This window comes from Xenorhabdus taiwanensis (assembly GCF_036512875.1).
In the GTDB taxonomy this organism is placed as follows: domain Bacteria; phylum Pseudomonadota; class Gammaproteobacteria; order Enterobacterales; family Enterobacteriaceae; genus Xenorhabdus; species Xenorhabdus taiwanensis.
In genome coordinates this window covers 3,175,758-3,200,517 of the sequence record NZ_AP028978.1, presented here as the reverse complement: position 1 = coordinate 3,200,517, position 24,760 = coordinate 3,175,758, and the positions used below count along the sequence as shown (strand labels likewise).

General features: G+C 41.2%; 22 protein-coding genes. 11 read left to right on the top strand and 11 right to left on the bottom strand.

The features are described 5' to 3' along the window. Positions 1-271 precede the first annotated feature (271 nt). The gene (locus ACE1SE_RS14870) at positions 272-1,408 is read right to left on the bottom strand and encodes an ABC transporter substrate-binding protein (RefSeq protein ID WP_374051529.1); all 1,137 of its coding nucleotides are present in this window, start codon (positions 1,406-1,408) and stop codon (positions 272-274) included. Positions 1,409-1,944: 536 nt separating this feature from the next. On the opposite strand from ACE1SE_RS14870, the gene ACE1SE_RS14865 reads away from it, so the two are divergent. Beyond that, positions 1,945-2,292, top strand: coding sequence for a DUF6694 family lipoprotein (locus ACE1SE_RS14865; protein ID WP_374051528.1), 348 nt, complete (start codon positions 1,945-1,947; stop codon positions 2,290-2,292). A 200-nt stretch (positions 2,293-2,492) separates the two neighbouring features. Here ACE1SE_RS14865 and metK read toward each other — a convergent pair whose 3' ends face one another. Beyond that, entirely contained in the window at positions 2,493-3,647 is a 1,155-nt protein-coding gene (metK, locus tag ACE1SE_RS14860) for a methionine adenosyltransferase (protein WP_374051527.1), read from the bottom strand. 669 nt (positions 3,648-4,316) lie between these two features. Between metK and speA the strand changes: the two genes are divergently transcribed. Further along, positions 4,317-6,221, top strand: coding sequence for a biosynthetic arginine decarboxylase (speA, locus tag ACE1SE_RS14855; protein WP_374051526.1), 1,905 nt, complete (start codon positions 4,317-4,319; stop codon positions 6,219-6,221). A gap of 164 nt (positions 6,222-6,385) precedes the next feature. Beyond that, positions 6,386-7,312, top strand: coding sequence for an agmatinase (gene speB / locus ACE1SE_RS14850; protein WP_374051525.1), 927 nt, complete (start codon positions 6,386-6,388; stop codon positions 7,310-7,312). Positions 7,313-7,438: 126 nt separating this feature from the next. On the opposite strand, the gene ACE1SE_RS14845 is transcribed toward speB, so the two are convergent. The 4 genes from ACE1SE_RS14845 to ACE1SE_RS14830 all read right to left on the bottom strand — a co-directional run bounded on the left by ACE1SE_RS14845 (position 7,439) and on the right by ACE1SE_RS14830 (position 9,015). After that, positions 7,439-7,912 (bottom strand): helix-turn-helix domain-containing protein, encoded by a 474-nt coding sequence (locus ACE1SE_RS14845; protein WP_374051524.1) that lies wholly within the window; start codon positions 7,910-7,912, stop codon positions 7,439-7,441. Between the two features lie 3 nt (positions 7,913-7,915). Next, positions 7,916-8,107, bottom strand: coding sequence for a type II toxin-antitoxin system HigB family toxin (locus tag ACE1SE_RS14840; RefSeq protein WP_374051523.1), 192 nt, complete (start codon positions 8,105-8,107; stop codon positions 7,916-7,918). After that, the gene (locus ACE1SE_RS14835; protein WP_374053717.1) at positions 8,055-8,189 is read right to left on the bottom strand and encodes a hypothetical protein; all 135 of its coding nucleotides are present in this window, start codon (positions 8,187-8,189) and stop codon (positions 8,055-8,057) included. The genes ACE1SE_RS14840 and ACE1SE_RS14835 overlap by 53 nt, the downstream gene beginning before the upstream one ends. Before the next feature lie 82 nt (positions 8,190-8,271). Continuing rightward, positions 8,272-9,015 carry a 4'-phosphopantetheinyl transferase family protein gene (locus ACE1SE_RS14830; RefSeq protein WP_374051522.1) on the bottom strand — a complete coding sequence of 248 codons (744 nt, stop codon included), beginning with the start codon at positions 9,013-9,015 and terminating at the stop codon, positions 8,272-8,274. Positions 9,016-9,173: 158 nt separating this feature from the next. On the opposite strand from ACE1SE_RS14830, the gene galE reads away from it, so the two are divergent. The 4 genes from galE to ACE1SE_RS14810 all read left to right on the top strand — a co-directional run bounded on the left by galE (position 9,174) and on the right by ACE1SE_RS14810 (position 13,307). Then, positions 9,174-10,193, top strand: coding sequence for a UDP-glucose 4-epimerase GalE (gene galE, locus ACE1SE_RS14825; RefSeq protein WP_374051521.1), 1,020 nt, complete (start codon positions 9,174-9,176; stop codon positions 10,191-10,193). Positions 10,194-10,256: 63 nt separating this feature from the next. After that, positions 10,257-11,336: a UDP-glucose--hexose-1-phosphate uridylyltransferase gene (locus ACE1SE_RS14820; RefSeq protein ID WP_374051520.1), complete on the top strand. Its 1,080-nt coding sequence runs from the start codon at positions 10,257-10,259 to the stop codon at positions 11,334-11,336. Between the two features lie 34 nt (positions 11,337-11,370). Beyond that, positions 11,371-12,522 carry a galactokinase gene (gene galK / locus ACE1SE_RS14815; RefSeq protein ID WP_374051519.1) on the top strand — a complete coding sequence of 384 codons (1,152 nt, stop codon included), beginning with the start codon at positions 11,371-11,373 and terminating at the stop codon, positions 12,520-12,522. 83 nt (positions 12,523-12,605) lie between these two features. Then, positions 12,606-13,307 (top strand): O-methyltransferase, encoded by a 702-nt coding sequence (locus tag ACE1SE_RS14810; RefSeq protein WP_374051518.1) that lies wholly within the window; start codon positions 12,606-12,608, stop codon positions 13,305-13,307. Between the two features lie 74 nt (positions 13,308-13,381). Here ACE1SE_RS14810 and ACE1SE_RS14805 read toward each other — a convergent pair whose 3' ends face one another. Together ACE1SE_RS14805 and ACE1SE_RS14800 are read right to left on the bottom strand one after the other, a co-directional pair. Continuing rightward, positions 13,382-13,840 (bottom strand): membrane-associated Zn-dependent protease 1, encoded by a 459-nt coding sequence (locus ACE1SE_RS14805; protein WP_374051517.1) that lies wholly within the window; start codon positions 13,838-13,840, stop codon positions 13,382-13,384. 35 nt (positions 13,841-13,875) lie between these two features. Beyond that, positions 13,876-14,748: a lipase family protein gene (locus tag ACE1SE_RS14800; RefSeq protein WP_374051516.1), complete on the bottom strand. Its 873-nt coding sequence runs from the start codon at positions 14,746-14,748 to the stop codon at positions 13,876-13,878. 370 nt (positions 14,749-15,118) lie between these two features. On the opposite strand from ACE1SE_RS14800, the gene ACE1SE_RS14795 reads away from it, so the two are divergent. From ACE1SE_RS14795 to def, 3 genes are all read left to right on the top strand, one after another. Beyond that, positions 15,119-16,489, top strand: a complete 1,371-nt coding sequence (locus ACE1SE_RS14795; RefSeq protein ID WP_374051515.1) for a pyridoxal-phosphate dependent enzyme — start codon at positions 15,119-15,121, stop codon at positions 16,487-16,489. Between the two features lie 20 nt (positions 16,490-16,509). Beyond that, entirely contained in the window at positions 16,510-17,694 is a 1,185-nt protein-coding gene (locus ACE1SE_RS14790; RefSeq protein WP_374051514.1) for a trans-sulfuration enzyme family protein, read from the top strand. 249 nt (positions 17,695-17,943) lie between these two features. Continuing rightward, positions 17,944-18,444: a peptide deformylase gene (gene def / locus ACE1SE_RS14785; protein WP_374051513.1), complete on the top strand. Its 501-nt coding sequence runs from the start codon at positions 17,944-17,946 to the stop codon at positions 18,442-18,444. Positions 18,445-18,654: 210 nt separating this feature from the next. Here the strand turns inward: def and mutH are convergent, their stop codons facing one another. The 3 genes from mutH to leuA all read right to left on the bottom strand — a co-directional run bounded on the left by mutH (position 18,655) and on the right by leuA (position 22,841). Beyond that, positions 18,655-19,335, bottom strand: a complete 681-nt coding sequence (mutH, locus tag ACE1SE_RS14780; RefSeq protein WP_374051512.1) for a DNA mismatch repair endonuclease MutH — start codon at positions 19,333-19,335, stop codon at positions 18,655-18,657. A 759-nt stretch (positions 19,336-20,094) separates the two neighbouring features. Further along, on the bottom strand, positions 20,095-21,234 hold the full coding sequence (leuB, locus tag ACE1SE_RS14775; protein WP_374051511.1) for a 3-isopropylmalate dehydrogenase: 1,140 nt from the start codon (positions 21,232-21,234) through the stop codon (positions 20,095-20,097). A gap of 2 nt (positions 21,235-21,236) precedes the next feature. Then, positions 21,237-22,841 carry a 2-isopropylmalate synthase gene (gene leuA / locus ACE1SE_RS14770; protein WP_374051510.1) on the bottom strand — a complete coding sequence of 535 codons (1,605 nt, stop codon included), beginning with the start codon at positions 22,839-22,841 and terminating at the stop codon, positions 21,237-21,239. A gap of 806 nt (positions 22,842-23,647) precedes the next feature. Between leuA and leuO the strand changes: the two genes are divergently transcribed. Continuing rightward, positions 23,648-24,595, top strand: coding sequence for a transcriptional regulator LeuO (gene leuO, locus ACE1SE_RS14765; RefSeq protein WP_374051509.1), 948 nt, complete (start codon positions 23,648-23,650; stop codon positions 24,593-24,595). Positions 24,596-24,760 lie beyond the last annotated feature (165 nt).

The following is a 24,760-nucleotide window of genomic DNA, read 5'->3' as shown; positions in this document are numbered from 1 at the left end:
GTTTCTCTTTAATTGGAAAACCGTAATGTCTTCCATAATAATGATAATTCATCTCATTATTATGGAAGATTATTGGGGCAATAAGACTGATGTTAAAATTACTCTGGATTTTTGTTGTGAAAAAGTATCAATATCGTAAAGCCAAGAATTGTTTATTAAATAAATAAAAAAGCATTATATAAGAAATAAGTATAAAACTGTATTTTTTTATAAATTTATAATAGTAAGAAGTTCCCACTCGAAGACGAGTGGGTTTGATTCAGAAAAGGAGTTATTTTGCAGTTATCCAGAAAAGACCGCTGCCATTTAATGCTGTAAGGGCTTGGTGAACATAAATATTGTCTGCGTGGGGATCAATATCTGTGAAAAGATTGGGATGCAACCATTTTGCAATGGCTTCTACAGCAATGATATTGAATGGAGTGTCATAGTATTGATGATAAATCGCCATAACACGTTTTTTACGATACGATTCTAAAATCTTTAGCTTGGGACGAGAGAGCAATTTTTGAAAACGTTTCTGCGATGTTGCTAACTCTCCGGTATAACCTAATGGGACAGATTGGCTGTTTGAATGAACAGTATCCCAATTTGCTACGGTCATCAGATAATAATCAGGATTGGTAGCCAATAGTTGTTCTTCATTAATTTTGCCTCCCATACCAGAAAACCATTTGCTCCCCATATTATTGCCACCCGCGGCAGTAACAAACTCTCCGAAGCTATTAGTGGCAAAGGTATTGCAACAATCTTCAGGACCTAACATACCTGCATGACGCTCAATAAAGACGCTGGGAATTTGCTTAGGAGATAATGCCGCAATACGTTTATTAATTATGGACAGGCGATTTTCATAAAACTGAATGAATTTATTGGCATTTTCTTCCTGTTTAAAAACCTTCCCTAATAATCTCATGCTGGGAACCGTATTGGATAGAGGATGTTGGCGAAAGTCGATGAAAATGACAGGGACACCTATTTTTTTCAATAAGTTAATCGTATTACTGCTATCCAGTTTAGATTTTAACCCAATATCGAAAATAACCAGATCGGGTTTATACATCATAGCCTTTTCAACATTGAAATCGCTGGTATAGGGATTGGGGAAGACTGGAATTTTCCTTAGCTGAGGGAATTTCTTTTCATAGGCTGTCGCAAGATCAGGCGCTTTTTTCTCCAGTGCATTATCCCACGCGGCAATGCCTTTCAATGGTTCAGAGGGATGAAGAATATTTAGAGCAATAACCATTCGGCTATCTGCCAGCATGGCGCGTTTGACAGGGGCGTTGACGGTTATTTCACGTCCCACAATATCTTTGACGGTAATTTTTTCTGCTTGAGCATGTATGGGGAGTAATATGAATAACATGGACAGAAAACTTTTTATAGGGTAATGAATGTTAAACATTGTTTCTCCTTTGTATTGAAAGTTATATAAGGATATCAATATATAGGTACGGTTAAGTTACTTATCATCAATTCCTGTTCTCTTATGTTTTTTTAAATCTTATGTGTTCCAAATATACTTCTTCATAACGTGGGAACGTTGATGTTTCTGTCATTATTTCAGCTCAATGCAAATGATAATGGTTGTCATTCAAATCAATCAACAGTTTTTACACTTTTACTGACATAAAAACATTTAATTGTGGATTTTTGCTTTAATAACAAATGATTATAATAAAACTATCTTTTGACAATATGGGGGAAATGTATTTAAAAAATGACAAAGAAGAATGAATAATAGCCTTGTTGAAGTATTTAGTAACGCAGAAAATGAATTCGATAATACGTTGATTATTAAATACTACCCCATTAATAACATAGAGTAAACAATAATCAAGTTATAAATATTCTTGATTTCATAATAAAAATTTCTTTAAAACGATTGATGTGTTCTCATTCTTGCTATTATTACTTTATCGGTAATAAGCGGGGCTGATCATGAAAAAGTTGTTAATTATTTGTTTATTGGGGTTTGCATTGACTGGATGTGATAATCAACTCAAAATTGATGGAACAAATGAAATCGCTGTAAAAACATCCATTGAGAAAATCAGAGATACTTTATCAGAAGATAAAAGATTACAATTTGATGACGCATTAAACGTTGTCATGATCAATAGTATCGACTTTGATGATCTGTTTAAGGATAACAAGAATGGAAACATCAAGCATACAGATATACAAAAGTTGGAACAGAAGTTTTTTCAATCCCTTAATGGGAAAACTTCTGATGAAATTATTGAAAAAGCAGAGAAAATTAAAGCGGCCAGCATGAATAAAAAATGAGTATATATCTTATTATGTGGGATTCGGGAAACCTTTGCTGTAGAAAATGACTCGCCTGAGTTAACCTCTGTCGTAGGGTACGCATAATCGCTTGTTGCAGGAAAAACGAAATGTTAACGGATTTTATTACGGCTGAATATTGTTCTTTTGATCATAAAAAAACCCGCAGTATTTGCGGGTTTCATAGGTTAGCAAAGTCTTTATTTCAATCCTGCCGCAGAGCGCAGAATTTCAGCTTTATCTGTTGCTTCCCACGGGAATTGTTCACGACCAAAATGACCGTAAGCCGCGGTATCGCGATAAATGGGTTGTAACAGATTCAACATCTTAATCAGGCCGTAAGGACGCAGATCAAAAAATTCACGGACTAGTTGAATCAGTGTGGAAGTTGGGACTTTCTCTGTACCGAACGTTTCCACCATGATAGAGGTTGGCTCTGCAACACCGATGGCATAAGAAACCTGGATTTCACAACGATCAGCCAGGCCTGCGGCAACGATGTTTTTGGCAACGTAACGGGCTGCATAGGCTGCCGAACGGTCAACTTTGGAAGGATCTTTACCAGAAAATGCACCACCACCGTGACGAGCCATACCACCATAGGTATCAACAATGATCTTACGACCAGTCAGACCACAGTCACCCATTGGCCCACCGATCACAAAGCGACCTGTTGGGTTGATGAAATATTTGGTCATCGGAGTAAGCCATTCGGTAGGCAATACGGGTTTGATGATCTCATCCATCACGGCTTCATGCAGTGCTTTTTGATCGATATCTTCGCTGTGCTGGGTTGAAAGGACAACGGCATCAATGCCAACAATCTTACCGTTCTCATATTGGAAAGTGACCTGACTTTTTGCATCAGGGCGCAACCACGACAGAGTGCCGTTTTTACGAACTTCGGCCTGACGCTCAACCAAACGGTGTGCATAAGTGATAGGTGCTGGCATGAGAACATCAGTTTCATTGGTTGCATAACCAAACATCAGGCCCTGATCTCCTGCTCCTTGCTTCAGAGGATCTATACGATCAACACCCTGGTTAATATCAGGGGATTGTTTACCAATGGCACTGATAACTGCACATGAGTTGGCATCAAACCCCATATCTGAGCTGGTATAGCCGATTTCACGTACTGTACTGCGAGTAATTTCTTCTATATCAACCCAAGCGCTGGTAGTGATTTCACCACCAACCATGACCATGCCTGTCTTAACGTAAGTTTCGCAGGCTACGCGAGCTTTAGGATCCTGTTTTAAAATTGCATCAAGGACGGCATCGGAAATCTGATCAGCAATTTTGTCTGGATGTCCTTCTGAAACAGATTCAGAAGTAAAAAGATGTGTAGTCATTATATTTTATTACCTTAAATATAATCTTGGTTTAGGGGCGGATGGGATGTATTACCGTCTAGACGGCTATTCTAAGTTACTCTTGCTAAGGTTACCAGTTTTTTTAATTTTAATTACCTGTCCGTGTGTGACATTTTAGTTTTCATATCTAAAAAGTATGTAGGTGTTTATCTCCCCTGTTTAGATAAATTTCGTTTTGCAATTTTGCTGGATTACAGGTATAAACTGCGCGCGTAACACAAGTCATTTTTGCACGTGGGACTTGGTGTTACAGGCGTTTGCAGGAGATATGCGTATCCTGCTTCTCAATTGAGAAACGGCTTGCGATAGTGAGCCATGTGGAGGTGAATGGGGTTATGATCCATTATCTGCTGAATGTTAACGGCCAACAGCCACATTATGCCATTGATGTATCCACATCTTGTCCCTTCCTTTTATATATGCAGGTATTTCGATGTTACCCGCAGCTAAGCCGCAGATAAATTGGGTTGGCATCATTATATAGTCACGCAGTAAATATGTTGTTTAGTACTCTCTAAACGTCCCTATAATCTAAGAGCATGCTGTTCCCTGACATTTTTTAATGCGCAAGATACGCACGATAAATAGTGTCTTGGGTTATTGACTTTACAGGTGAAGGCAAACCTCGACTCCATGAAGGAGACTGCCATGAATGATAATATCGCTCGCAAAATGCGACAGACCTATAACATCGCATACTGGGGTGGTGGCTATTACTATGTCAATGATCTGGGTAATGTCAGTGTTTGCCCAAACCCTGACTTACCGGGAGCTCAAGTTGAACTCGCCACTCTGGTGAAGAAAGTTCAGGAAGAAAAAGAACGGTTGCGTTTGCCGGCATTGTTTTGTTTTCCTCAAATTTTGCAACATCGCTTGCGTTCGATTAATGCAGCATTTAAACGTGCACGTGAATCTTATGGGTATAAAGGGGATTACTTCCTTGTTTACCCGATTAAGGTCAATCAGCATCGCCGCGTTATTGAGACATTGGCAAATGCTGATGAACCGATTGGATTGGAGGCAGGCTCTAAAGCGGAATTAATGGCAGTGCTGGCTCATGCAGGCATGACGGGTACTGTGATTGTTTGTAATGGCTATAAGGATCGCGAATACGTTCGTCTGGCATTGATCGGTGAAAAGCTGGGACACAAGGTGTATCTGGTTATCGAAAAGATGTCTGAAATTGAGATGGTACTGGAAGAAGCTAATCGCCTGAATGTTATCCCACGTTTGGGGGTTCGGGCCCGTTTGGCATCTCAGGGTTCTGGTAAATGGCAGGCCAGTGGCGGTGAAAAATCTAAGTTTGGATTGGCTGCCGCGCAGGTATTGCAATTGGTTGAAAGGTTGCGTTCAGCGGGGCGTTTGGATAGCTTGCAATTGCTGCATTTCCATTTGGGTTCCCAATTGGCGAATATCCGTGATGTGGCGACGGGGGTGCGTGAATCTGCCCGTTTTTATGTCGAGTTGTCTAAACTGGGTGTCAAGATCCAGTGCTTTGATGTGGGTGGGGGTTTAGGTGTCGATTATGAAGGGACACGTTCTCAGTCAGAATGCTCGGTTAACTACGGTTTAAATGAATACGCGAATAACGTTATTTGGGGCATTGGTGATGCGTGTGAAGAACATGGCCTGCCTCACCCAACAGTGATTACGGAATCTGGCCGTGCATTGACCGCCCATCATACGGTTTTGGTCTCCAATGTGATTGGGGTGGAGCACAATGAGTTTACTCAAACAACGCCACCGGCAGAAGATGCGACGCGTCCCCTGACTAGTTTGTGGGAAACCTGGCAGGAGATGCAATCTGACAGTAGCCGCCGTTCTCTGCGTGAATGGCTGCATGATAGCCAGTTTGATCTGCACGACGTCCATACTCAGTATGCTCACGGTATGTTGGATCTGTCAGAACGAGCATGGGCGGAAGAACTGTATTTAAATATTTGTCGCCATATTCAGCAAGATCTTGACCCAAGCAACCGTGCCCATCGTCCGATTATTGATGAATTACAGGAACGCATGGCCGATAAATTCTACGTGAATTTTTCGCTGTTCCAGTCAATGCCAGATGCGTGGGGGATTGATCAACTCTTCCCTGTTTTGCCGATTGAAGGTCTGGATAAGCCGCTGGATCGTCGTGTTGTTCTGCTGGATATTACCTGCGATTCTGACGGTACGATTGATCATTATGTTGATGGCGATGGTGTGGCGACAACGATGCCAATGCCAGCTTATGATCCAGAAAACCCGCCATTGATTGGTTTCTTTATGGTCGGAGCGTATCAGGAAATTTTGGGTAATATGCATAACTTGTTTGGTGATACGGCTGCCATTGATGTTTATGTTTCAGAAAATGGCGCAGTGACTTATAAGCAGAGCGAGGAAGGTGATTCGGTCGCCAATATGCTTCAATATGTCAAACTGGAGCCGCAGGTATTATTGACCCGTTTCCGTGATCAGGTGAAATCGACCGATCTGGATGGCAATTTGCAGGAACAATTCTTGCAAGAGTTTGAAAGTGGTCTGTATGGTTACACCTATTTGGAAGACGAGTAATCCTGATTAGGTGCTTTTCCTGTTTGTATATGAGTGTGTACGCATTCGTTTCGATAGCGTATTTGGAAGATTAATCTTCTAGTGTAAATAAGCCTCTGTGTTACTTGTTACTGCCAATATTGGAGACGGGTAATGAGCCAGCATAGGACTTTTGAGGATATATCATGAGTATTAGCTCCTTAGGAAACCAAATTGATAACTCTTTGGTTTCAAATGCCTTCGGATTCCTGCGTTTTCCATTGAATTTTCAACCCTATTCCAGTGATGCGGAATGGGTAATTACTGGTGTTCCTTTTGATATGGCAACATCGGGACGTGCGGGCAGCCGTCATGGGCCAGCCGCTATTCGTCAGGTATCGACTAATCTGGCGTGGGAAAGCTGCCGTTGGCCGTGGAACTTTAGCTTACGCAAGCACTTGAATGTGGTGGATTGCGGGGATCTGGTCTTTAATTTCGGTGATGCTCAGGATATGAGTGATAAGTTGCAGGCACATGCCGAAAAGGTGCTGGCATCGGGTAAACGTATGCTGACGTTTGGTGGTGATCACTTTGTTACTTTGCCACTGTTACGTGCCCATGCAAAACACTTTGGCAAAATGGCGCTGATCCATTTTGATGCCCACACAGATACTTATGCAAATGGCAGTCAATTTGATCATGGTACGATGTTTTACCATGCGCCGAATGAAGGGTTGATAGATCCTCACCACTCAGTACAAATAGGTATTCGCACTGAACACGATACAAATAATGGTTTTACTGTATTAGATGCTGGTCAGGTTAATGATCGCGGTGTTGATGATATTGTTGAACAGATTAAAACGGTGGTTGGTGACTTGCCGATTTACCTGACGTTCGATATTGATTGCCTTGATCCGGCATTTGCACCAGGTACAGGAACGCCAGTGATTGGTGGATTGACGTCAGATCGCGCCTTGAAAATAGTGCGCGCCTTACAACCGTTGAATATCGTTGGAATGGATGTGGTAGAAGTGGCACCAGCTTATGACCAATCTGAAATTACGGCATTGGCTGCCGCAACAATTGGACTGGAGTTGCTGTATTTGCAGGCATCGAAGAAAGATCTGTAATGCATTAATCTTGTAAGTTGTTTTTAAAGGCTCATCTAAAGGTGAGCCTTTATTCTTTAATTTAGGTTTGAGTGTATCTATAGAAAAACACCGCTTTATTCGTGATGGTTTTAGAGTCGTTTTCTATCAGTCAGATCCCATAAAGGTTTCGACAGGAACATTAAAAAATTTGGCAAAGCCTTTTACTTGCCCAATGTTCATAGAACGTTTTCCATGCAATATTTCTGATATAACACTTTGGTTTGCAATACCACGCAGATCAAGCTGCTTTATGCCTCTTTCTTTCATCAAATAACTTAATGCTTCACGTGGAGTAACATTGGGGACTTGGCGATTTTTAACTTCGTACTCATAGACACGATCGGTAATAAAATCAGCGAACTTTGCTGCGTCATGTTCGGTATCTTTAGCATATGAGTATAACTCATCAATCAGTGCCATGCGGGCATTCAGATCTTCATCATTTTCTACAGGTTCAATACACGCTGAAAACAAAAGTGCCAGCGGGCTGATTTGCTCAGATATCGACTGCATCATTTGTGGTAAAATTTCGATGAGTCCATCAATCCTTTTATAAGTAACGAGTGATGTTTTTCTCATGCTTCATCTTTTTGATCGTTTTGATTTAGTCTGCTTACGCCACCATTTATCATATTCGGTATGGGTGCAAACATCTTTAATGTAAAAAGTGCCTGATTTGGAATTAAGCCATGTGATAATACGGCATTTATTTTTATGTATATCAGATATATAAATATCTAACGGCCCTTTTTTGCTTCTTGCTATCAAAAACATCTAACCAGAGTTTTAGGCCAACCTTCCATTGAGCATGTTTTTGCATCGCTTCAATGATGACTTTTGCTGTGATAACTCGCATATCACTTCCTTGTGATATCGCAATTTGCGATATTTACAATGTTTGAAAAAATTTAGGGTCGCTTTTTTTCAAACAAAGAATATCACTGCACAATATACGTCAACACTTGCTGCTGAGGCATTAAGGCAAAATTTCCGTGGAATTGCGAACCAGCTCGATACTCATCAGATAATGTTTGCAGTAGTTTTATGCTTATAGCGTAATCTCTGTGATCAATTGACGTAATTTCAGCCGCATGGAAATCAAAGAAGCGTTTTACGTGGGGATAAAGCGCCTTAAACAGACTCTCCTTGATGGAGAACGCAAGAGTGAATACCTGTGCAAAAGGTAATGGGCATTCTGTCAGTAATTTCATTTCATTGTCATTGATAATACTCGATGAAACACTTTTGATGGTATCTGGTTTAATTTCTTGTTCTATATCTATGCCTATCATGCGGTAGTTATTGCAAGAAGCCGCAAAAGCAATGGCACAGTTGGCCGAATGAGAAATCGAACCACAAATATTGTCAGGCCAGATTGGGGAGCGATCTTGGGAATTGGTTACCTGAAAATCAGAGTAACCCAAACGATTTAAAACTTGTTGAGTGCAATAACGGGCAGCCAGATATTCCGCACGTCGTTTATTAACTGCATTTTGTAATTGGCTTGGGTAGGTAATGCCACATTCGTCAAATAGTGCATCACGATAGTAAGACGGATCAAAATAAGTTTTTATGACATGAAGATCGGGATGTTCTGACAGCGTACCTGCTTGTATGTCTGTAAAAAAAGGATTATTCATGGCAATCGCTTGAGAAGAGGTAAGGATAGAAGTAAATGTCATTTTTTTCATCATGGTTTTTTATTATCGGCTGCGATTATTAGATAGCGGATCAATTAAAAATGTTTATGATCTGATTTTGCCATATCTTAATTTTAGTTCACTAATGTACTAACTCTTTTTATACTCCTCGTTGTTACCATTTTTGAAAAGGGGTTGTTGTGGAAATATTAGTGACAGGCGGGATCGGGTATATCGGTAGCCATACTTGTGTTCAAATGATTGAAGCTGGAATGACGCCGATCATCATTGATAACCTGTGCAATGCCAATCGTGAAGTTCTGGTTCGTATTGAGGCATTGACTGGTGTGCAGCCGCTGTTTTATGAAGGGGACATTCGTGATGAATCATTCCTTGATGCTATTTTCTCCCGCCACCAAGTTCAGTCAGTTATCCATTTTGCAGGCCTGAAAGCGGTTGGGGAGTCAGTCGCCAAACCTATTGAATATTATGATAATAATGTCAATGGAACGCTGGTGCTGGTGCGTAGTATGCGTAAAGCGGGTGTAAAAAGCATTATCTTTAGCTCATCTGCGACGGTATATGGTGATCCGGATGTTGTGCCTATTACTGAGCAGTCTGCGGTAGGTAATACAACTAACCCTTATGGCACCAGTAAGTATATGGTTGAACGCTGCCTGTCTGATCTCCACCATGCAGAAAATGATTGGTCTGTGGTGTTGTTGCGCTATTTCAATCCAGTTGGTGCTCATCCTTCTGGCACAATGGGAGAAGATCCTCAGGGAATTCCCAACAATTTGATGCCTTATATTGCTCAGGTTGCGGTAGGCCGCTGGGAAAAACTGTCTGTGTATGGAAATGATTATCCAACAGCCGATGGTACTGGAGTGCGCGATTATATCCATGTTATGGATTTGGCTGACGGACATATTGCCGCCCTAAATGCCGTTGGTAAGAAAGCAGGACTGCACATTTATAATTTGGGCACCGGAAAAGGTACCAGCGTGCTGGAAATGGTGGACGCTTTTAGTCATGCTTGCGGCCAACCCGTTCCTTATGAAATTTGCCCACGTCGTCCGGGAGATATTGCAGAATGTTGGTCAAGCCCGGAGAAAGCCGAGCGAGAGCTGGGTTGGAAAGCAAAGCGAACTGTCGTGGAAATGACCGCTGATGCCTGGCGTTGGCAGTCTCAAAATCCCAATGGCTATAAAGCGAAGTAAGAAACAGCAAGAAAATTTTAGCTTTCTGTAAAGTTTGTGTGGTGAAAGCAAGGGGTATCCAATATGTCAAAGATGCGATTCAATGCTGTTGATTATCCACACAGACGATACAATCCTTTGACGGGAAAATGGATCATTGTTTCACCACACCGAACTGAACGACCGTGGAGTGGAATTGATGAAAAACCACTTCACGTTACCTTGCCAAATTACGATGAACACTGTTTTTTATGCCCGAATAATACCCGTGCGTCAGGTAATATCAATCCAGATTATCAGGACGTTTATATATTCCAGAATGATTATTCTGCCCTGCTACCGAAACGCTTTGATATTAATCCTACCGATAACCCATTATTTAAAATTGAGCCAGTGAGTGGTGTTTGTCGGGTACTCTGTTTTTCTCCTGATCACAGCAAGACATTGCCGGAGCTGCCATTGGAGCAAATCCGTCATGTGATTGATGCATGGAATGCGCAGATTGACGAATTGAGCCAGCGTTATATTTGGATTCAGATTTTTGAGAATAAAGGAGAAATGATGGGGTGTTCTCAGCCCCATCCTCATGGGCAGATTTGGGCCAGTGATTTCCTGCCTGATGAGCTGGCACGTAAAGATGCACTATTGCGGCAATATTATTGTCAGCAAGGAACTAACTTATTGGTGGATTATATTGAAGCTGAGCGCAAAGATGGTGCACGTACGGTAGTGGAAACTGAATATTGGCTTGCGGTTGTACCTTATTGGGCGGAATGGCCATTTGAAACGATGCTATTGCCGAAAAATCCTATCCGTCGCATGAATGAACTGACGGAAGCACAACGTGATGATCTGGCAGTAGCGATTAAAAAATTGACCAGTCGTTATGATAATCTGTTTCAATGTGCTTTTCCCTATTCAATGGGCTGGCATTTTGCTCCTTTCTTCGAGCATCAATGCGATGCTAACCCCACATCATACAAACGCAATATTGATCATTGGCAATTACATGCCCTGTTCTACCCGCCGTTATTACGTTCATCCAGCGTCCGTAAGTTTATGGTGGGTTATGAGATGTTGGCGGCAGTTCAGCGTGATTTAACGCCAGAACAGGCCGCCCTGCGGTTACGGGATGTCAGCGACATTCGTTTTAAGGTACGCTGATTTCCGCTAAGAAACGTTTCTGGAGGAAAAAGAGATGAAAACTTTAATCCAAAACGTCACTGAATCTTTTGAAGCATGCTTTAACTATTCTCCAACGCATTTTTTTCAGGCTCCAGGGCGGGTGAATCTTATTGGTGAGCATACGGATTACAACGGTGGTTGTGTCTTGCCTTGCGCAATTAATTTCCAGACAGTGGTTGCTGCCGCTAAACGTGGGGATATGTGTGTCAGGGTGATAGCGGTTGATTATCATCAGTGGGATGAATTTGATCTTTGCCAACCTATTCTCTTTCAGCCAGAAAAAATGTGGGCGAATTACATCCGTGGTGTGGTGAACTCTTTGGTGGAGAGTGGTTATGCATTTGGTGGTATGGATCTTGCTATTAGTGGCAACATTCCACAAGGTGCGGGTTTGAGTTCATCTGCGTCATTGGAAGTCGTAGTTGGGCAAACCATTAAGTCGCTTTATCAGCTCGATATTAGTCCCAAAATGATTGCATTGAGTGGGCAACAGTCAGAAAACCAATTTGTCGGTTGCAATTCTGGCATCATGGATCAGTTAATCTCTGCTTGTGGGGAAGAAGGTCACGCCTTGTTGATCGACTGTTTCACGTTGGCTACGCAATCTGTCCGTATGCCTGATCAGGTGATTGTGATGATCATCAACTCCAATAAACCGCGTGGCCTGGTGGATAGCGAATACAATCTACGCAGGCAGCAATGTGAAGAAGCCGCCCGTTTATTAGGAGTGAAAACATTGTGTGATATCACTCTTGAAGATTTCAATGCTAAACAAGCGTTACTCGATACATTGCTCGTCAAACGGACTCGCCATGTGATCAGTGAAAATTTGCGAACTACATTGGCGGCTGATGCTTTGAGTGCTGGTGATTTGTTCCACCTTGGTCAGCTTATGGCTGCATCGCATATTTCCATGCGTGATGATTTTGACATTACTGTCCGTGAAATAGAGGTACTGGTGGAAATAGTCAAAGATGTGATTGGTGATCACGGCGGTGTCCGTATGACGGGAGGCGGTTTTGGCGGTTGTGTGGTGGCGTTGATTCCTCCTGATTTGGTGAAAAGTGTGGAAAAGGCAATTGAGCAACAATACAAGGCGAAAACAGGTTTAAAAGCGGATATCTATCTTTGTCAGGCCACAAAAGGTGCCAGCCAATTGGAATAAGCAAAAGGTGATGCGTCGAAAACATTTTTTCTAAATGGTATGTTCTCTCAATACTTAACCTTAACAATGAAAGGAGTATGATCATGAGTTCCAATGTACAGCCAGCAACATTCCAGCAACAGTGGACCGAAGTTGACGGCTATCTTAAACAAGCCCTGTTACCTAAATCTCCGCACCTTGAACAAACACTTGAATATATGGCCACTCAAGGATTGCCAGCCATTAATGTTTCTGCGCTGCAAGGGCAGTTTTTGATGATGATGGTACAAATTAGTGGCGCAAGACGTATTCTCGAAATTGGCACATTGGGAGGATATAGCGCCCAATATATGGCAAAAGGATTGCCTGATGATGGGATACTGTTCACGTTGGAAAAAGATCCCCATGTAGCCGAAGTGGCTCAGCATAATATCGAAAGAGCTCAGCTTGCCCACAAAATCAAAATTATTGTGGGAGAAGCCAGCGAAACCTTGCAGACGCTAAGTTCTGAAGTTCCCTTTGATTTGATTTTTATTGATGCCGATAAACAAAATAGTCCGTTATATCTGGATTGGGCTGTTAAGTTGGGTCGTCCGGGAAGCATTATCATTATGGACAATATGATCCGCGAAGGCGAAATTGTACATGAGCAGCGGAGCGAACCTGTCGAAGGTGTGCGTCAGGCACTGGATAAAATATCCAGCTACCCTGAACTGACCGTAACGGTTTTACAGACTGTGGGGGAAAAAGGTTGGGATGGGTTTGCATTATTACGGATCAATACGGAAAGAAAAAGTACACAATAATTTTTATGATAAGAAATAATGGGTTATAAAAAGGATGGTTTGTTTTTGATAAACCATCCTCATATTACACCCTTTTAGGGTGCAGGCTGATTAGCAGATATTGGTGTTCGGGCTAATTGACAGGTTTTACGCTCACTGGGTTCGCGCTCTTGAATGATTTTTGCTGTTTCATCTATGGCGGGAAGAGGAAATCCCATATCGTCATAGGCACCAAAACCTATTAAACGGTAACTGTTTAGCGGGGCATTTATCGGGATGCGAAATTCTTTCTTTTCCCCCGATGCTAATGCTTCAAATGAGTACATTGTCAGTGTACCTGGCTCACATTGGGCATTAAGGGGTAAAACAGCCAGATAGCCCCCCGCCACAGGTTGGTCGCCCTTATTTTGCAGTGTACCGCCTACAAAGAATTTACCGTTGGCTCCCAACCCCATGTGGAATAACAAGTGCGCTTCCCCTTTTGCCCATAATGCAGAAGTAAACAGGCTGCTTGCTATTAATATTGCGCTGTATATGTAAGCACGCCATTTCATCTTTATGCTCCTGTTTGTCGATGATGAGTGCCTAACTATAAATTAATACAAGAATCAATATCACCGTATTTTGTGACTCTTTTGAACACATCTAAATCTAATCTGGCAATGTAGTCGATTAAATAGTGGCTACATAGCAACCCATCTGAAATATCTAAATTGGTTTGAGGTTTAAACTCGTTGATATAGTCCAGTGAGGCATATCCCAGAATTTTAGGGGGCAGATGAGGTATGACATCATCGATATAGTTGAACACGACAAAATTGCTAAAGTTTTGTGTGACGTGTTTGGAGAATTCTTCGTTCCCTGGCCTTGGGCAGGCAAATAAACAGGCTGAATGATTGGGCGCTATAGGGCCAATTTCATACATCAGATAGGATGCAATTGCTGCGCCAAGGCTGTGACCGACTATAGTGAATTGACTATTTACTCCTATAAATTGGGTAATCGCTTCAGCTAATTTGAAATTGCTGTAATCACAGTGAGATGCAGGCTCAATACTAGTGAGCTTCATTGAGTCATAGATACTAAAAAATCCCTGGCTGACTGCTATCTTGGGGAAACGGGTCCACGGTGATGTAAAATCAATCAGTCCATCATGAACATCTTCTAGCAAAATTGTGGGTTCGGTTCCACGTATGGCAATAATATGTTCCTCTGGAGAATGGTTTTTTTCAGCCACTTTTTTTGCTACATAGCCATAACAGACATGATCGGGCAATTCGCTTTCTCGGGGGGTGACGGAGAAAGATAGATCATTTGCTGAGATATACGCTATAACTTTCCATCCATCCTCTTTTATTCTGGGATCGGCTGGGGGGGTTGGATTATTGTAGTTCTGTTCGTTCATTTTTGCTGCGTATAACACGAATGCCGCAAAATTGGCGGCCTCTTTGTATGTATACATAGGTGCCTCTTTTGTTGAGGAAAGTGGTTCTTGAATATTTATTTTTATGTCATTTAATTGTATATCATTTTTACAGACTTACTGGATTAAGAAATATGCAAGTTGAGTGATGTTCTGTTTAGGTTGCAATGAAATTATTATTGTGAGGGACTTATTTTTATAAAATCCCTGTTATGAGGATTTATTTATTATTAAATGATAAAAAATAATGATTTGTAGACAGGTTTTAATTTATCAATATCGAATTAACTAATTCCCTTTTGTTATATGTAGTTTTTATTTATTCTTTCAAATTGATTACCATGCAGCGTTATTCTTCTCCCATCTGAAAGTTTTGTTTGCAAATTTTACCGATTATCAAGAGGCAAATATGGCAGCACCACGTTCGGTTCTTGAACTTATAGGGAATACACCGCTACTGGAATTGACTCATTTGGATACAGGTCCATGCCAGCTATTTATTAAGTTAGAGAATCAGAATCCTGGCGGTTCGATTAAAGATCGTGTTGCACTTTCAATGATTGAGCAGGCGGAAAAACAGGGGTTGTTGAAGCCAGGGGGCACCATCATTGAAGCCACGGCAGGTAATACGGGCATTGGATTGGCGCTGGTTGCCGCTATGAAGGGCTATAAACTGATTTTAGTTGTACCTGACAAGATGAGCCGCGAAAAAATTTATCACCTGCGAGCGCTGGGAACCGATGTTCGCCTGACACGTTCTGATGTCGGAAAAGGGCATCCAGAATATTATCAGGACTATGCCTTGCGCCTGTCGAAAGAAATCAGTGGAGCTTATTATATTGATCAATTTAATAATCCTGCGAACTCAGCCGCGCATCTTGCTACCACGGGGCCGGAGATTTGGCAGCAGATGGAGCAGAATGTCGATGCTGTGGTGGTTGGTGTCGGTTCTGGCGGGACTCTGGGGGGCTTGAGCCAGTATTTTAAGGAAGTTTCCCCTCATACGGAATTTATCCTCGCCGATCCTAAGGGTTCCATTCTTGCCGATTATGTTGAGCATGGTCACTATGACGAAGCTGGCAGTTGGTTTGTGGAAGGTATCGGAGAAGACTTTGTCCCGCCTCTTGGGGATTTTTCTCAGGTTCACCATGCTTATCGTATTACTGATGCAGAAGCGTTTGCCTGCGCCCGTGATTTACTACTGACAGAAGGGATTCTGGCTGGCTCTTCTTCAGGAACATTGTTAGCGGCGGCACTACGTTATTGTCGTGCACAAACAACGCCGAAACGCGTGGTGACGTTAGCTTGTGACAGTGGTAACAAATATCTGTCAAAGATGTTTAATGATTACTGGTTATTGGAACAAGGGCTGCGTTCACAATCACAAGAAAATAATTTGAGCGATTATATTACCTATCGTTATCAGGATGGTGCGACAGTTTCAGTTTCTCCACAAGATACCTTGCAGATCGCTTATAACCGCATGCGGCTGTATGACATTTCACAGTTACCGGTGATCGAAAACGATCAAATTGTCGGGATTATTGATGAATGGGATCTCATGCATGCCATTCAGGCTAATTCACATCATTTCTCGTTGCCTGTCATTGAAGCGATGACAAATCAGGTTCATACGCTCAATAAAAAAGCGTCATTGGCACAATTACTTGCTACCTTTGATGCTGGTCATGTGGCCCTGATTGTTGATGATAACAATTATTTTCTGGGGCTTATTACTCGTACCGATGTACTGAACGCATGGCGTCAACAACTCAATTGATCTCTTTCAGGAATAAATTAATGGCTAAGTTTGATAAGACTAAGTTTAATAGGATTAAATTTGATACACAAAGCGTTCATGCAGGCTATATACCTGATCACACTGGCGCAGTGATGCCCGCAATCTATGCCACATCAACTTATGCTCAAGTTGCACCTGGCCAGCATACTGGATATGAGTATTCCCGTAGTGGGAATCCGACTCGTGATGCTTTAGAGCGTGCGATTGCTGAATTAGAAAATGGAACACGTGGTTATGCTTTTGGTTCTGGCCTGGCAGCCAGTTCGACCATTCTGGAGCTACTTGATAAAGACAGCCACATCATTGCAGTAGATGATCTTTATGGCGGGACTTACCGGTTGCTGGAAAAAGTGCGTCGCCGGACAGCGGGTCTGAGAGTGACTTATATTGAGGCAGGGGATACTGCGGCATTGGAAGCGGCAATTCAGACTGATACTAAAATGATTTGGGTTGAAACGCCTACTAACCCACTATTGAAAATAGCTGATTTAGCCGCGATTGCGCGAATTGCCAGACGGCATAATATTATCAGTGTGGCAGATAACACTTTTGCTTCCCCTTATATTCAGCGTCCGCTTGATTTGGGTTTTGATATTGTTGTGCATTCCGCAACTAAGTACCTGAATGGTCATTCTGATGTTGTTGCAGGCCTTGCGGTGGTGGGAAATAACGCAGAGCTGGCCGAGCAAGTTGCCTTCTTGCAAAATTCCATTGGTGGCATTCTTGATCCATTCAGTAGTTTCCTTGTCCTGCGTGGTATTCGGACATTGGCATTGCGTATGGAGCGCCATATTGACAGCGCAGGGAAGATTGCACATTGGCTTGAACAGCAGCCACAAGTTGAGAAAGTGTATTATCCTGGCCTTGCTTCTCATCCTCAGCATGAATTGGCAAAACGTCAGATGCGAGGTTTTGGTGGCATGATCTCCATCGTACTGAAAGGGGATGAAGATTATGCGCGTCGAGTCATTAAAGCGCTGCAACTGTTTACATTGGCGGAAAGTTTAGGCGGTGTGGAGAGCTTGATTGGTCAGCCATTTTCCATGACCCATGCTTCCATTCCATTGGAAAAGCGTCTGGCTGCCGGAATCACCCCACAACTGATCCGGATTTCTGTCGGTATTGAAAATGCAGATGATTTGATAACGGATTTGTCTCAGGCATTTGAAAATGCGAGTTTATAACAAGAAAATAAAACAAGAAAGCTAGTTTAATCAAAAAATTAAGATGACCAAAGAATGATGCCAGGCGATATTTTTCGTCTGGCATTTTTATTAAAGTTATTTTTTTGGTTTATTTTATCATTCCACAATGGGAAAATATTTAATAGATTTCAAGGTGCAGTGCAGTTAATAAGATAGCAATTTGGGAAATAAAAAGGTATATAGTTAAAATAGCAATAATGGTAAAAGTTACAATCAAGGAAATATGTTATGGCAATTCTAGAGATCCTCACAATTCCAGATGAAAGATTGAGACAAAAATGTGTTGATGTCACTGATTTTGATAAAATTCAAACGCTAATTGATGACATGCTGGAGACAATGTACAGCGCAGGCATTGGCTTGGCGGCTGCACAGGTTGGCCGGAAGGAAGCGATTGCGGTTATTGATATTTCTCCAAATCGTGATCAGCCGATGGTTTTGGTTAACCCAAAGATCGTTGAAAAAGAGCGTCGCGTGGTGAATCAGGAAGGTTGCCTGTCAATACCAGGGTATTACGCAGATGTTGAACGGTTTGAAAAAATAAAGGTAAAAGCATTTGATCGGCTTGGTCAGCCAATTACGATAGAAAGTGAAGATTTTTTATCAATTGTTATGCAGCATGAAATTGACCATTTACATGGCATTGTTTTTATCGATTATTTGTCTCCATTGAAAAGGAAAATGGCACTGAAAAAAGTGAAAAATCAGTTAAGTAATAAGAAAAATTAGATGTTGGATAAATAAAGATATTATAAATTATTTCTGAATGTTTTTTCTATTGCAGTTTTATATTTCGCTATTATTTTATTAATGATAATTACATATAAAAAATTAACATTATGCGACATCATACGTTAATGCAATAGCTGGTGGACAATATTAAGTTTGCTTTTAAACTGAAAGAAAAATAACGTATTCAGGGTTTTTGCCAATTAAGGATTACAAGAAGAAATGGCGAGCCAATAGCGGCGCTGTAAAGTTTTTTTTCAAATAAAAACCTCTGGGCAACGTCATAATTGGCTGACCATATTCACCTATCGCTTCAGTCAATACTCGGCTATTGGCTGCCTTAGGGCGCAATTGCAGCACTTCACCATGACGGGCAGTAATGCTTTCGACTTTTCCTAATACAATAAGATCCATCAGTTCTTCCCAATCGCGTCGCAGCAATTCTTCTTCAATCACATTCGGGCTCCAAAGTAACGGAGAACCTACACGGCGCTCAGAGAGTGGAATACTTCTTTCTCCCTCAACGGGTATCCACAGGACACGGGATAATTTACGCCTGACGTGGCAGTTTGCCCAGGTAATGCCGCTATTACCTGTTAAAGGAGCAACACAGACAAAGGTTGTTTCTAATGGATAACCTTTGCTATCCACAGGGATAGTTTTCAACTCGACACCAATATGTTCAAAATCTTGTTCAGGTTTACTGCCCGCATTTGCTCCTAAATAGTATTCAAGCAGCATACCAACCCAACCTTTATCACGTTTTAAATTGGGGGGAATGGAGAGCCTGGCCAGTGCAGCAAGTTCACCCATAGATAAGCCAGCCAGAGAATGAGCACGATTGAGGAGTTGTTGTTCGTTTTCAGGCGGTGTTGGAGGTGTAAAGTACATGTTATAGGGTATATTTTTTTCTGGTTAAAAAGTGTTCATGTGGATTTTGGGAAATCATTATTAATTTATCGTTAACAAGATCACTTTGATAATAGCATGATATAAAAGATTTTTTCATGGTTGTTTGTTGCATTAAAAATAGACTCATTATGATTGTTCACCTATTCCCAGTGATAATAAACAGGATCTTACACTATGTTATCCACAGTTTTATGGGATAAGTGATAAAAAGTGAGATCACTGGTCTGATTTACAGCGCTAATGAATGATGTTTTCTACAAAAATAGGCGATTTTTGTTTAACTAAAAGGCATATCCTGTGGATAAATTCACCGATGGCTAATATTTGCTCAGCACGAGGAGGGGCAAATATTTTCACCAGTGATATGTAACGTTAAAAGGGATATAAAATACATTAACATTATGAAAATAAAAGATTATTTATTTATTATTATAGAGAATGTAAAAATATGTAATAAAAGTATACCCGCTTTACCCCGCTCTTTTTCACATACATATCCACAGAAAAAGTGAATAAAATAGTTCTGACCAGACAATAAATGTTTATAACTTTAGCTTTTTCTGTGAATTAACCTTCTGGAGGCATAATTCACGCAGATTTAAAATCAAACCATCCATAACTGTTCATTTTTACTCCTTTTATGCTGTGTTTCCCTCTGGTATTTTTACCAGCCAGCCAGTAAGTTATCTTACTGGCCTTTTTCAATGCTTATGTTTTCCTTTCTTTGGTTAGGTTTTCTTAAACTTCTTCGGTGATATAGCGTGCAATGATATCGCCCATTTCATCGGTACTGACCGCTTTGTCATTGCCCGCGAGATCTGCGGTACGATAACCTTGTTCCAAAGCGTGATTGATCGCCCGTTCAATAGCATCAGCGGCATCACGGTGTCCAAGACTGTAACGCAGCAATAGTGCTGTGGATAATATTTGGGCAATTGGGTTGGCGATATTTTTACCTGCAATGTCAGGAGCTGAACCACCAGCAGGTTCATATAAACCAAAGCCTTTTTCATTCAGGCTGGCAGAAGGCAACATTCCCATTGAACCCGTGATCATAGCGCACTCATCGGATAAAATATCGCCAAAAATATTGGAGCATAATAGAACGTCAAATTGAGCGGGATTTTTGATCAATTGCATAGTGGCGTTATCGATATACATATGCTCGATTGCAACATCAGGATAATCTTTGGCGATTTTGCTAACGACTTCACGCCATAATACGGAGCTTTGCAAAACATTTGCTTTATCAATCGAAGTGACTTTATGGCGGCGCTTGCGCGCAGATTCAAATGCAATACGCGCTATCCGTTCTATCTCGAAACGATGATAAACCTCAGTGTCAAAAGCACGCTCATATTTTCCTTCACCTTCGCGCCCCTTGGGTTGTCCAAAATAAATACCGCCTGTCAGCTCACGGACGCATAAAATATCAAAGCCTTTGGCGGCGATATCATGGCGAAGGGGACAGAATGATTCTAAGCCTGTATATAAGCGTGCTGGGCGTAAGTTACTGAATAGTTTAAAATACTTTCGCAATGGCAATAACGCCCCTCGTTCTGGCTGTTCGGCGGGCGGCAGGTGCTCCCATTTTGGGCCACCTACGGAGCCAAATAGGATCGCGTCAGCTTTTTCACAGCCGGTAATCGTTTCTTGAGGCAAAGGCGTGCCATGACGATCAATGGCAATACCCCCCACATCATATTCGCTGGTTGTGATACGAATATTAAAACGATGACGGATGGCATCCAACACTTTGTAGGCTTGCTTCATAACTTCAGGGCCAATGCCATCACCAGGTAAAACAGCAAGGTGGCAATGCTGAGTTTCTTGCTTGTCTGGAGTCGCGTCATTTGAAATAGATTGGCTTGAGGTCATGATTATGCAGTTTCCTTTTTGTTGTTCTGGCGATTGTTTTGAATATTGCTGTCGTGGTTACTGCTTTGGGAGATGCGTCGCTTCTCTTTTTCTACTTGTTCGGCCTGCCAGATATTGTTCAGAACATGGATCATAGCTTTGGCAGAGGAACCAATAATGTCAGTTTCCAAACCCACTCCGTGGAAACGGCGGCCAAAACATTCCACGATAATATCAACCTGACCAAGCGCATCTTTACCATGCCCTTTACCGGATAATTGATAGGAAATTAATTCCAGAGGGTAACCCGTAATGCGGTTGATGGCCTGATAGATGGCATCAACAGTACCATTGCCCGTCGAGGCTTCAGATTTGATTTCATCTCCACAGGCCAGGCTAACGGTTGCAGTAGGTATTACATTGGAGCCTGACTGGATACTGAAATAGTCCAGACGGAAATGTTCATGTTCTTGCTGTTGTTGATTGATAAACACCAAGGCTTCTAAATCGTAATCAAACACCTGTCCTTTTTTATCTGCCAATTTCAAGAATGCCTGATACAGTGCATCCAAATTGTAGTCATTCTCTTGATAGCCCATTTCTGTCATACGATGTTTCACAGCGGCACGTCCAGAACGTGAGGTCAGGTTCAATTGAGTATCTTTCAGGCCGATAGATTCTGGCGTCATGATTTCGTAAGTTTCACGATTTTTCAGTACACCATCCTGATGAATGCCGGATGAATGGGAAAACGCATTACTGCCAACAACAGCTTTATGAGCGGGGATCGGTGTACTGCTAATTTGGCTAACTAACTGACTGGTACGGTAAATTTCCTGATGGTTGATATTGGTATGCACTCCCAACATTTGCTGGCGCGTTTTGATAGTCATAATCACTTCTTCCAGCGAGCAGTTACCTGCACGTTCTCCCAATCCATTGATAGTGCCCTCTATTTGACGAGCACCTTCCTGGATTGCTGTAATGGAGTTAGCGACGGACATGCCTAAGTCATCGTGGCAGTGGACTGAAATAATCGCTTTATCAATATTGGGTACGCGGTTAAATAATGTGCGTATAATACCGCCGAATTGGTAAGGTGTTGTGTAACCCACCGTGTCTGGAATGTTGACGGTAGTTGCGCCTGCTTTAATGGCCTGCTCGACAATTTTGCACAAATTATCGATATCTGTACGGCCTGCATCTTCACAGGAAAACTCGACATCATCGGTGTAGTGACGTGCTCGTTTGATGGAGCGAACCGCCATCTCCACAATATCATCAAAGGTTCTTTTTAATTTATGTTCGACGTGCAAATTTGAGGTAGCCAGTACCATATGCAGGCGGAAGGCTTCAGCGACTTTCAGGGCTTCAGCGGCGACATCGATATCTTTGTCAACACAGCGGGATAAGGCACAGATGCGGCTATTTTTGATTTCACGGGCAATGGTTTGGACGGATTCAAAATCTCCCGGAGAAGAAACTGGAAAACCGGCTTCAATAACATCAACTCCCAGCCTTTCCAGTGCATAAGCGATTTGCAGTTTCTCTTTCACACTCAGACTGGCTTGTAATGCCTGTTCTCCATCACGTAACGTAGTATCGAAAATAATAACTTGCTGGCTCATGTTGTGCTCCTGTTAAATAGACTAATTAATTTAGTTAGATAACTTATTTCTGTAACTGGGTTTTATTTCTGAGCGCCGGCAGGTAAAAAAAACCCGCGCATGGCGCGGGTTTTTTGTGTCTGATGTCGGTTAACTTATTCCTGTTTTCCACCCACCAACATACCACGCGCATTATTAAAGGCGATAATTAGTAGGTTTAGTAGAAGAATAGGGTGGATCATGTGAGCTAACCTTTGTAAATTTGTTAACGTAGTTTTAATTGTCAATGTATTTTATAGATACTTTATCTAAAAAGTAATGTCAAGCAATATTAAGTATGAATTTAGCGTGGATTGTGCACATTTCGGGTTGTTTATTGAGTCATTGTTGAGCTTAGTGACTATTTTTTACATTTTTAGCGATGTTTTTATCTATTTTTCATATCTATATATGGAGTAAAATCCTGCTCTGATGGATAAGGAACAAGGATAGATGGATGTTAACCACAGTGTTTTAGGTTAAGCAGTCATAACCATATAGGATATTAATAAATTATATTTTGATAGATTGGAATTTCATTGTTGGCTAATTGTTTTTGATACAAATCATTAGTGTAAGTTGAGTTATTGCCATTCATATATAACACATTAATATTCATAACTATAAAAATATTACGGTTACGTAGATAAGAATGTATTGGTTATGCCTATTTTATTTTTTTTGTACAAGAATGAATCTCAATATATTTTCTAATAAATTGAGGTAATTAATCTTATTAATTTTCATATTTAATGAGAACACTGCTATAAGTTTAGTGGAGTGAAATAATGACAGAATACAACTCAATAACGACAGAAAAAAAAGAATCATGCGATATTCAATTGCGTGGTGTGGATCTTAATTTGCTGACTGTTTTTGATACTGTAATGCAAATGCAGAATATTACACGTGCAGCTCAGGTGTTAGGAATGTCACAACCTGCTGTCAGTAATGCAGTAGCTCGTTTGAAAATAATGTTTGGTGATGAATTATTTGTTCGTTATGGCCGAGGTATTCAGCCAACGGTGAGAGCAAAGCAGCTTTTTGGGCCGCTCAGACAGGCGTTGCAAATTGTCCATAATGAACTGCCTGGAATGGGATTTGACCCCAACAAGAGTACAAGAGTATTTCATCTCTCTATTTGTAGTCCTCTTGATATTCGTTTAGCTGCTCAAATTGTTGGGCAGCTAAAAAAACATGACTATAATGTCGAGGTTATCATTAAAACACAAATTAATGATGATATTGAAAAGCAATTAAAATATCAGGAAGTAGAATTTGTTATCAGCTACAACCAATTGGAATGCTCTGGTTTCCATAATTATTCTCTGTTTAATGATGAATTGGTTTTAGCTGTTTCTAAACATCATCCAAGAATTAGTGAGCGAATTACTCAGCAACAATTGCAGGAAGAAAGACATGCCATCGTTGCGTTGGATAACATAGATTCATTTAGTAAGCCTTACTATGAAAATAATGAATTATTGTGTTCTGTTTCTTATCAGGGAACGGATTTAAATAGCGTTCTTAATATCGTTTCCCAGACTTATCTGGTTGCTATAGTGCCAAAATGGATGGTTGAACACTATTCCGAACAGTTAAATATCTGTTCAGTATCTTTACCCAATGGTCAGATTTTTCGTCCTTGTTATTTGATATGGCATGGTGCAACAGAGCGGGATAAAGGCCATCAGTGGATGAAATCACTATTAAGCCATCTTGGTGAGCAAGAATAGATCACGTTAAAGCAGAATCGATGAAATAAGAGTCTATCCCTATGTTGTGTACAAGATAGTTGCATACTGGGATAGCGCTCTATCAAAAATGGACTTCCCCCTTTTATCAGGAATAGGTAGACTGCGCGCAAATAGCTAACATCTGTAAGCTGAAAAGTAGGTAAG

Excerpts from the sequence above, each read along its gene's own strand:
- ACE1SE_RS14865 (WP_374051528.1), top strand. The coding sequence starts at position 1,945 with ATGAAAAAGTTGTTAATTATTTGTTTATTGGGGTTTGCATTGACTGGA.
- ACE1SE_RS14840 (WP_374051523.1), bottom strand. The coding sequence starts at position 8,107 with ATGTTTTTGATAGCAAGAAGCAAAAAAGGGCCGTTAGATATTTATATA.
- leuB (WP_374051511.1), bottom strand. The coding sequence starts at position 21,234 with ATGACCTCAAGCCAATCTATTTCAAATGACGCGACTCCAGACAAGCAA.
- ACE1SE_RS14830 (WP_374051522.1), bottom strand. The coding sequence starts at position 9,015 with ATGACATTTACTTCTATCCTTACCTCTTCTCAAGCGATTGCCATGAAT.
- metK (WP_374051527.1), bottom strand. The coding sequence starts at position 3,647 with ATGACTACACATCTTTTTACTTCTGAATCTGTTTCAGAAGGACATCCA.
- mutH (WP_374051512.1), bottom strand. The coding sequence starts at position 19,335 with ATGTACTTTACACCTCCAACACCGCCTGAAAACGAACAACAACTCCTC.
- def (WP_374051513.1), top strand. The coding sequence starts at position 17,944 with ATGGCAATTCTAGAGATCCTCACAATTCCAGATGAAAGATTGAGACAA.
- ACE1SE_RS14835 (WP_374053717.1), bottom strand. The coding sequence starts at position 8,189 with ATGCGAGTTATCACAGCAAAAGTCATCATTGAAGCGATGCAAAAACAT.
- ACE1SE_RS14870 (WP_374051529.1), bottom strand. The coding sequence starts at position 1,408 with ATGTTTAACATTCATTACCCTATAAAAAGTTTTCTGTCCATGTTATTC.
- speB (WP_374051525.1), top strand. The coding sequence starts at position 6,386 with ATGAGTATTAGCTCCTTAGGAAACCAAATTGATAACTCTTTGGTTTCA.
- ACE1SE_RS14795 (WP_374051515.1), top strand. The coding sequence starts at position 15,119 with ATGGCAGCACCACGTTCGGTTCTTGAACTTATAGGGAATACACCGCTA.
- leuO (WP_374051509.1), top strand. The coding sequence starts at position 23,648 with ATGACAGAATACAACTCAATAACGACAGAAAAAAAAGAATCATGCGAT.
- ACE1SE_RS14820 (WP_374051520.1), top strand. The coding sequence starts at position 10,257 with ATGTCAAAGATGCGATTCAATGCTGTTGATTATCCACACAGACGATAC.
- ACE1SE_RS14790 (WP_374051514.1), top strand. The coding sequence starts at position 16,510 with ATGGCTAAGTTTGATAAGACTAAGTTTAATAGGATTAAATTTGATACA.
- leuA (WP_374051510.1), bottom strand. The coding sequence starts at position 22,841 with ATGAGCCAGCAAGTTATTATTTTCGATACTACGTTACGTGATGGAGAA.
- speA (WP_374051526.1), top strand. The coding sequence starts at position 4,317 with ATGAATGATAATATCGCTCGCAAAATGCGACAGACCTATAACATCGCA.
- ACE1SE_RS14810 (WP_374051518.1), top strand. The coding sequence starts at position 12,606 with ATGAGTTCCAATGTACAGCCAGCAACATTCCAGCAACAGTGGACCGAA.
- ACE1SE_RS14805 (WP_374051517.1), bottom strand. The coding sequence starts at position 13,840 with ATGAAATGGCGTGCTTACATATACAGCGCAATATTAATAGCAAGCAGC.
- ACE1SE_RS14845 (WP_374051524.1), bottom strand. The coding sequence starts at position 7,912 with ATGAGAAAAACATCACTCGTTACTTATAAAAGGATTGATGGACTCATC.
- galK (WP_374051519.1), top strand. The coding sequence starts at position 11,371 with ATGAAAACTTTAATCCAAAACGTCACTGAATCTTTTGAAGCATGCTTT.
- ACE1SE_RS14800 (WP_374051516.1), bottom strand. The coding sequence starts at position 14,748 with ATGTATACATACAAAGAGGCCGCCAATTTTGCGGCATTCGTGTTATAC.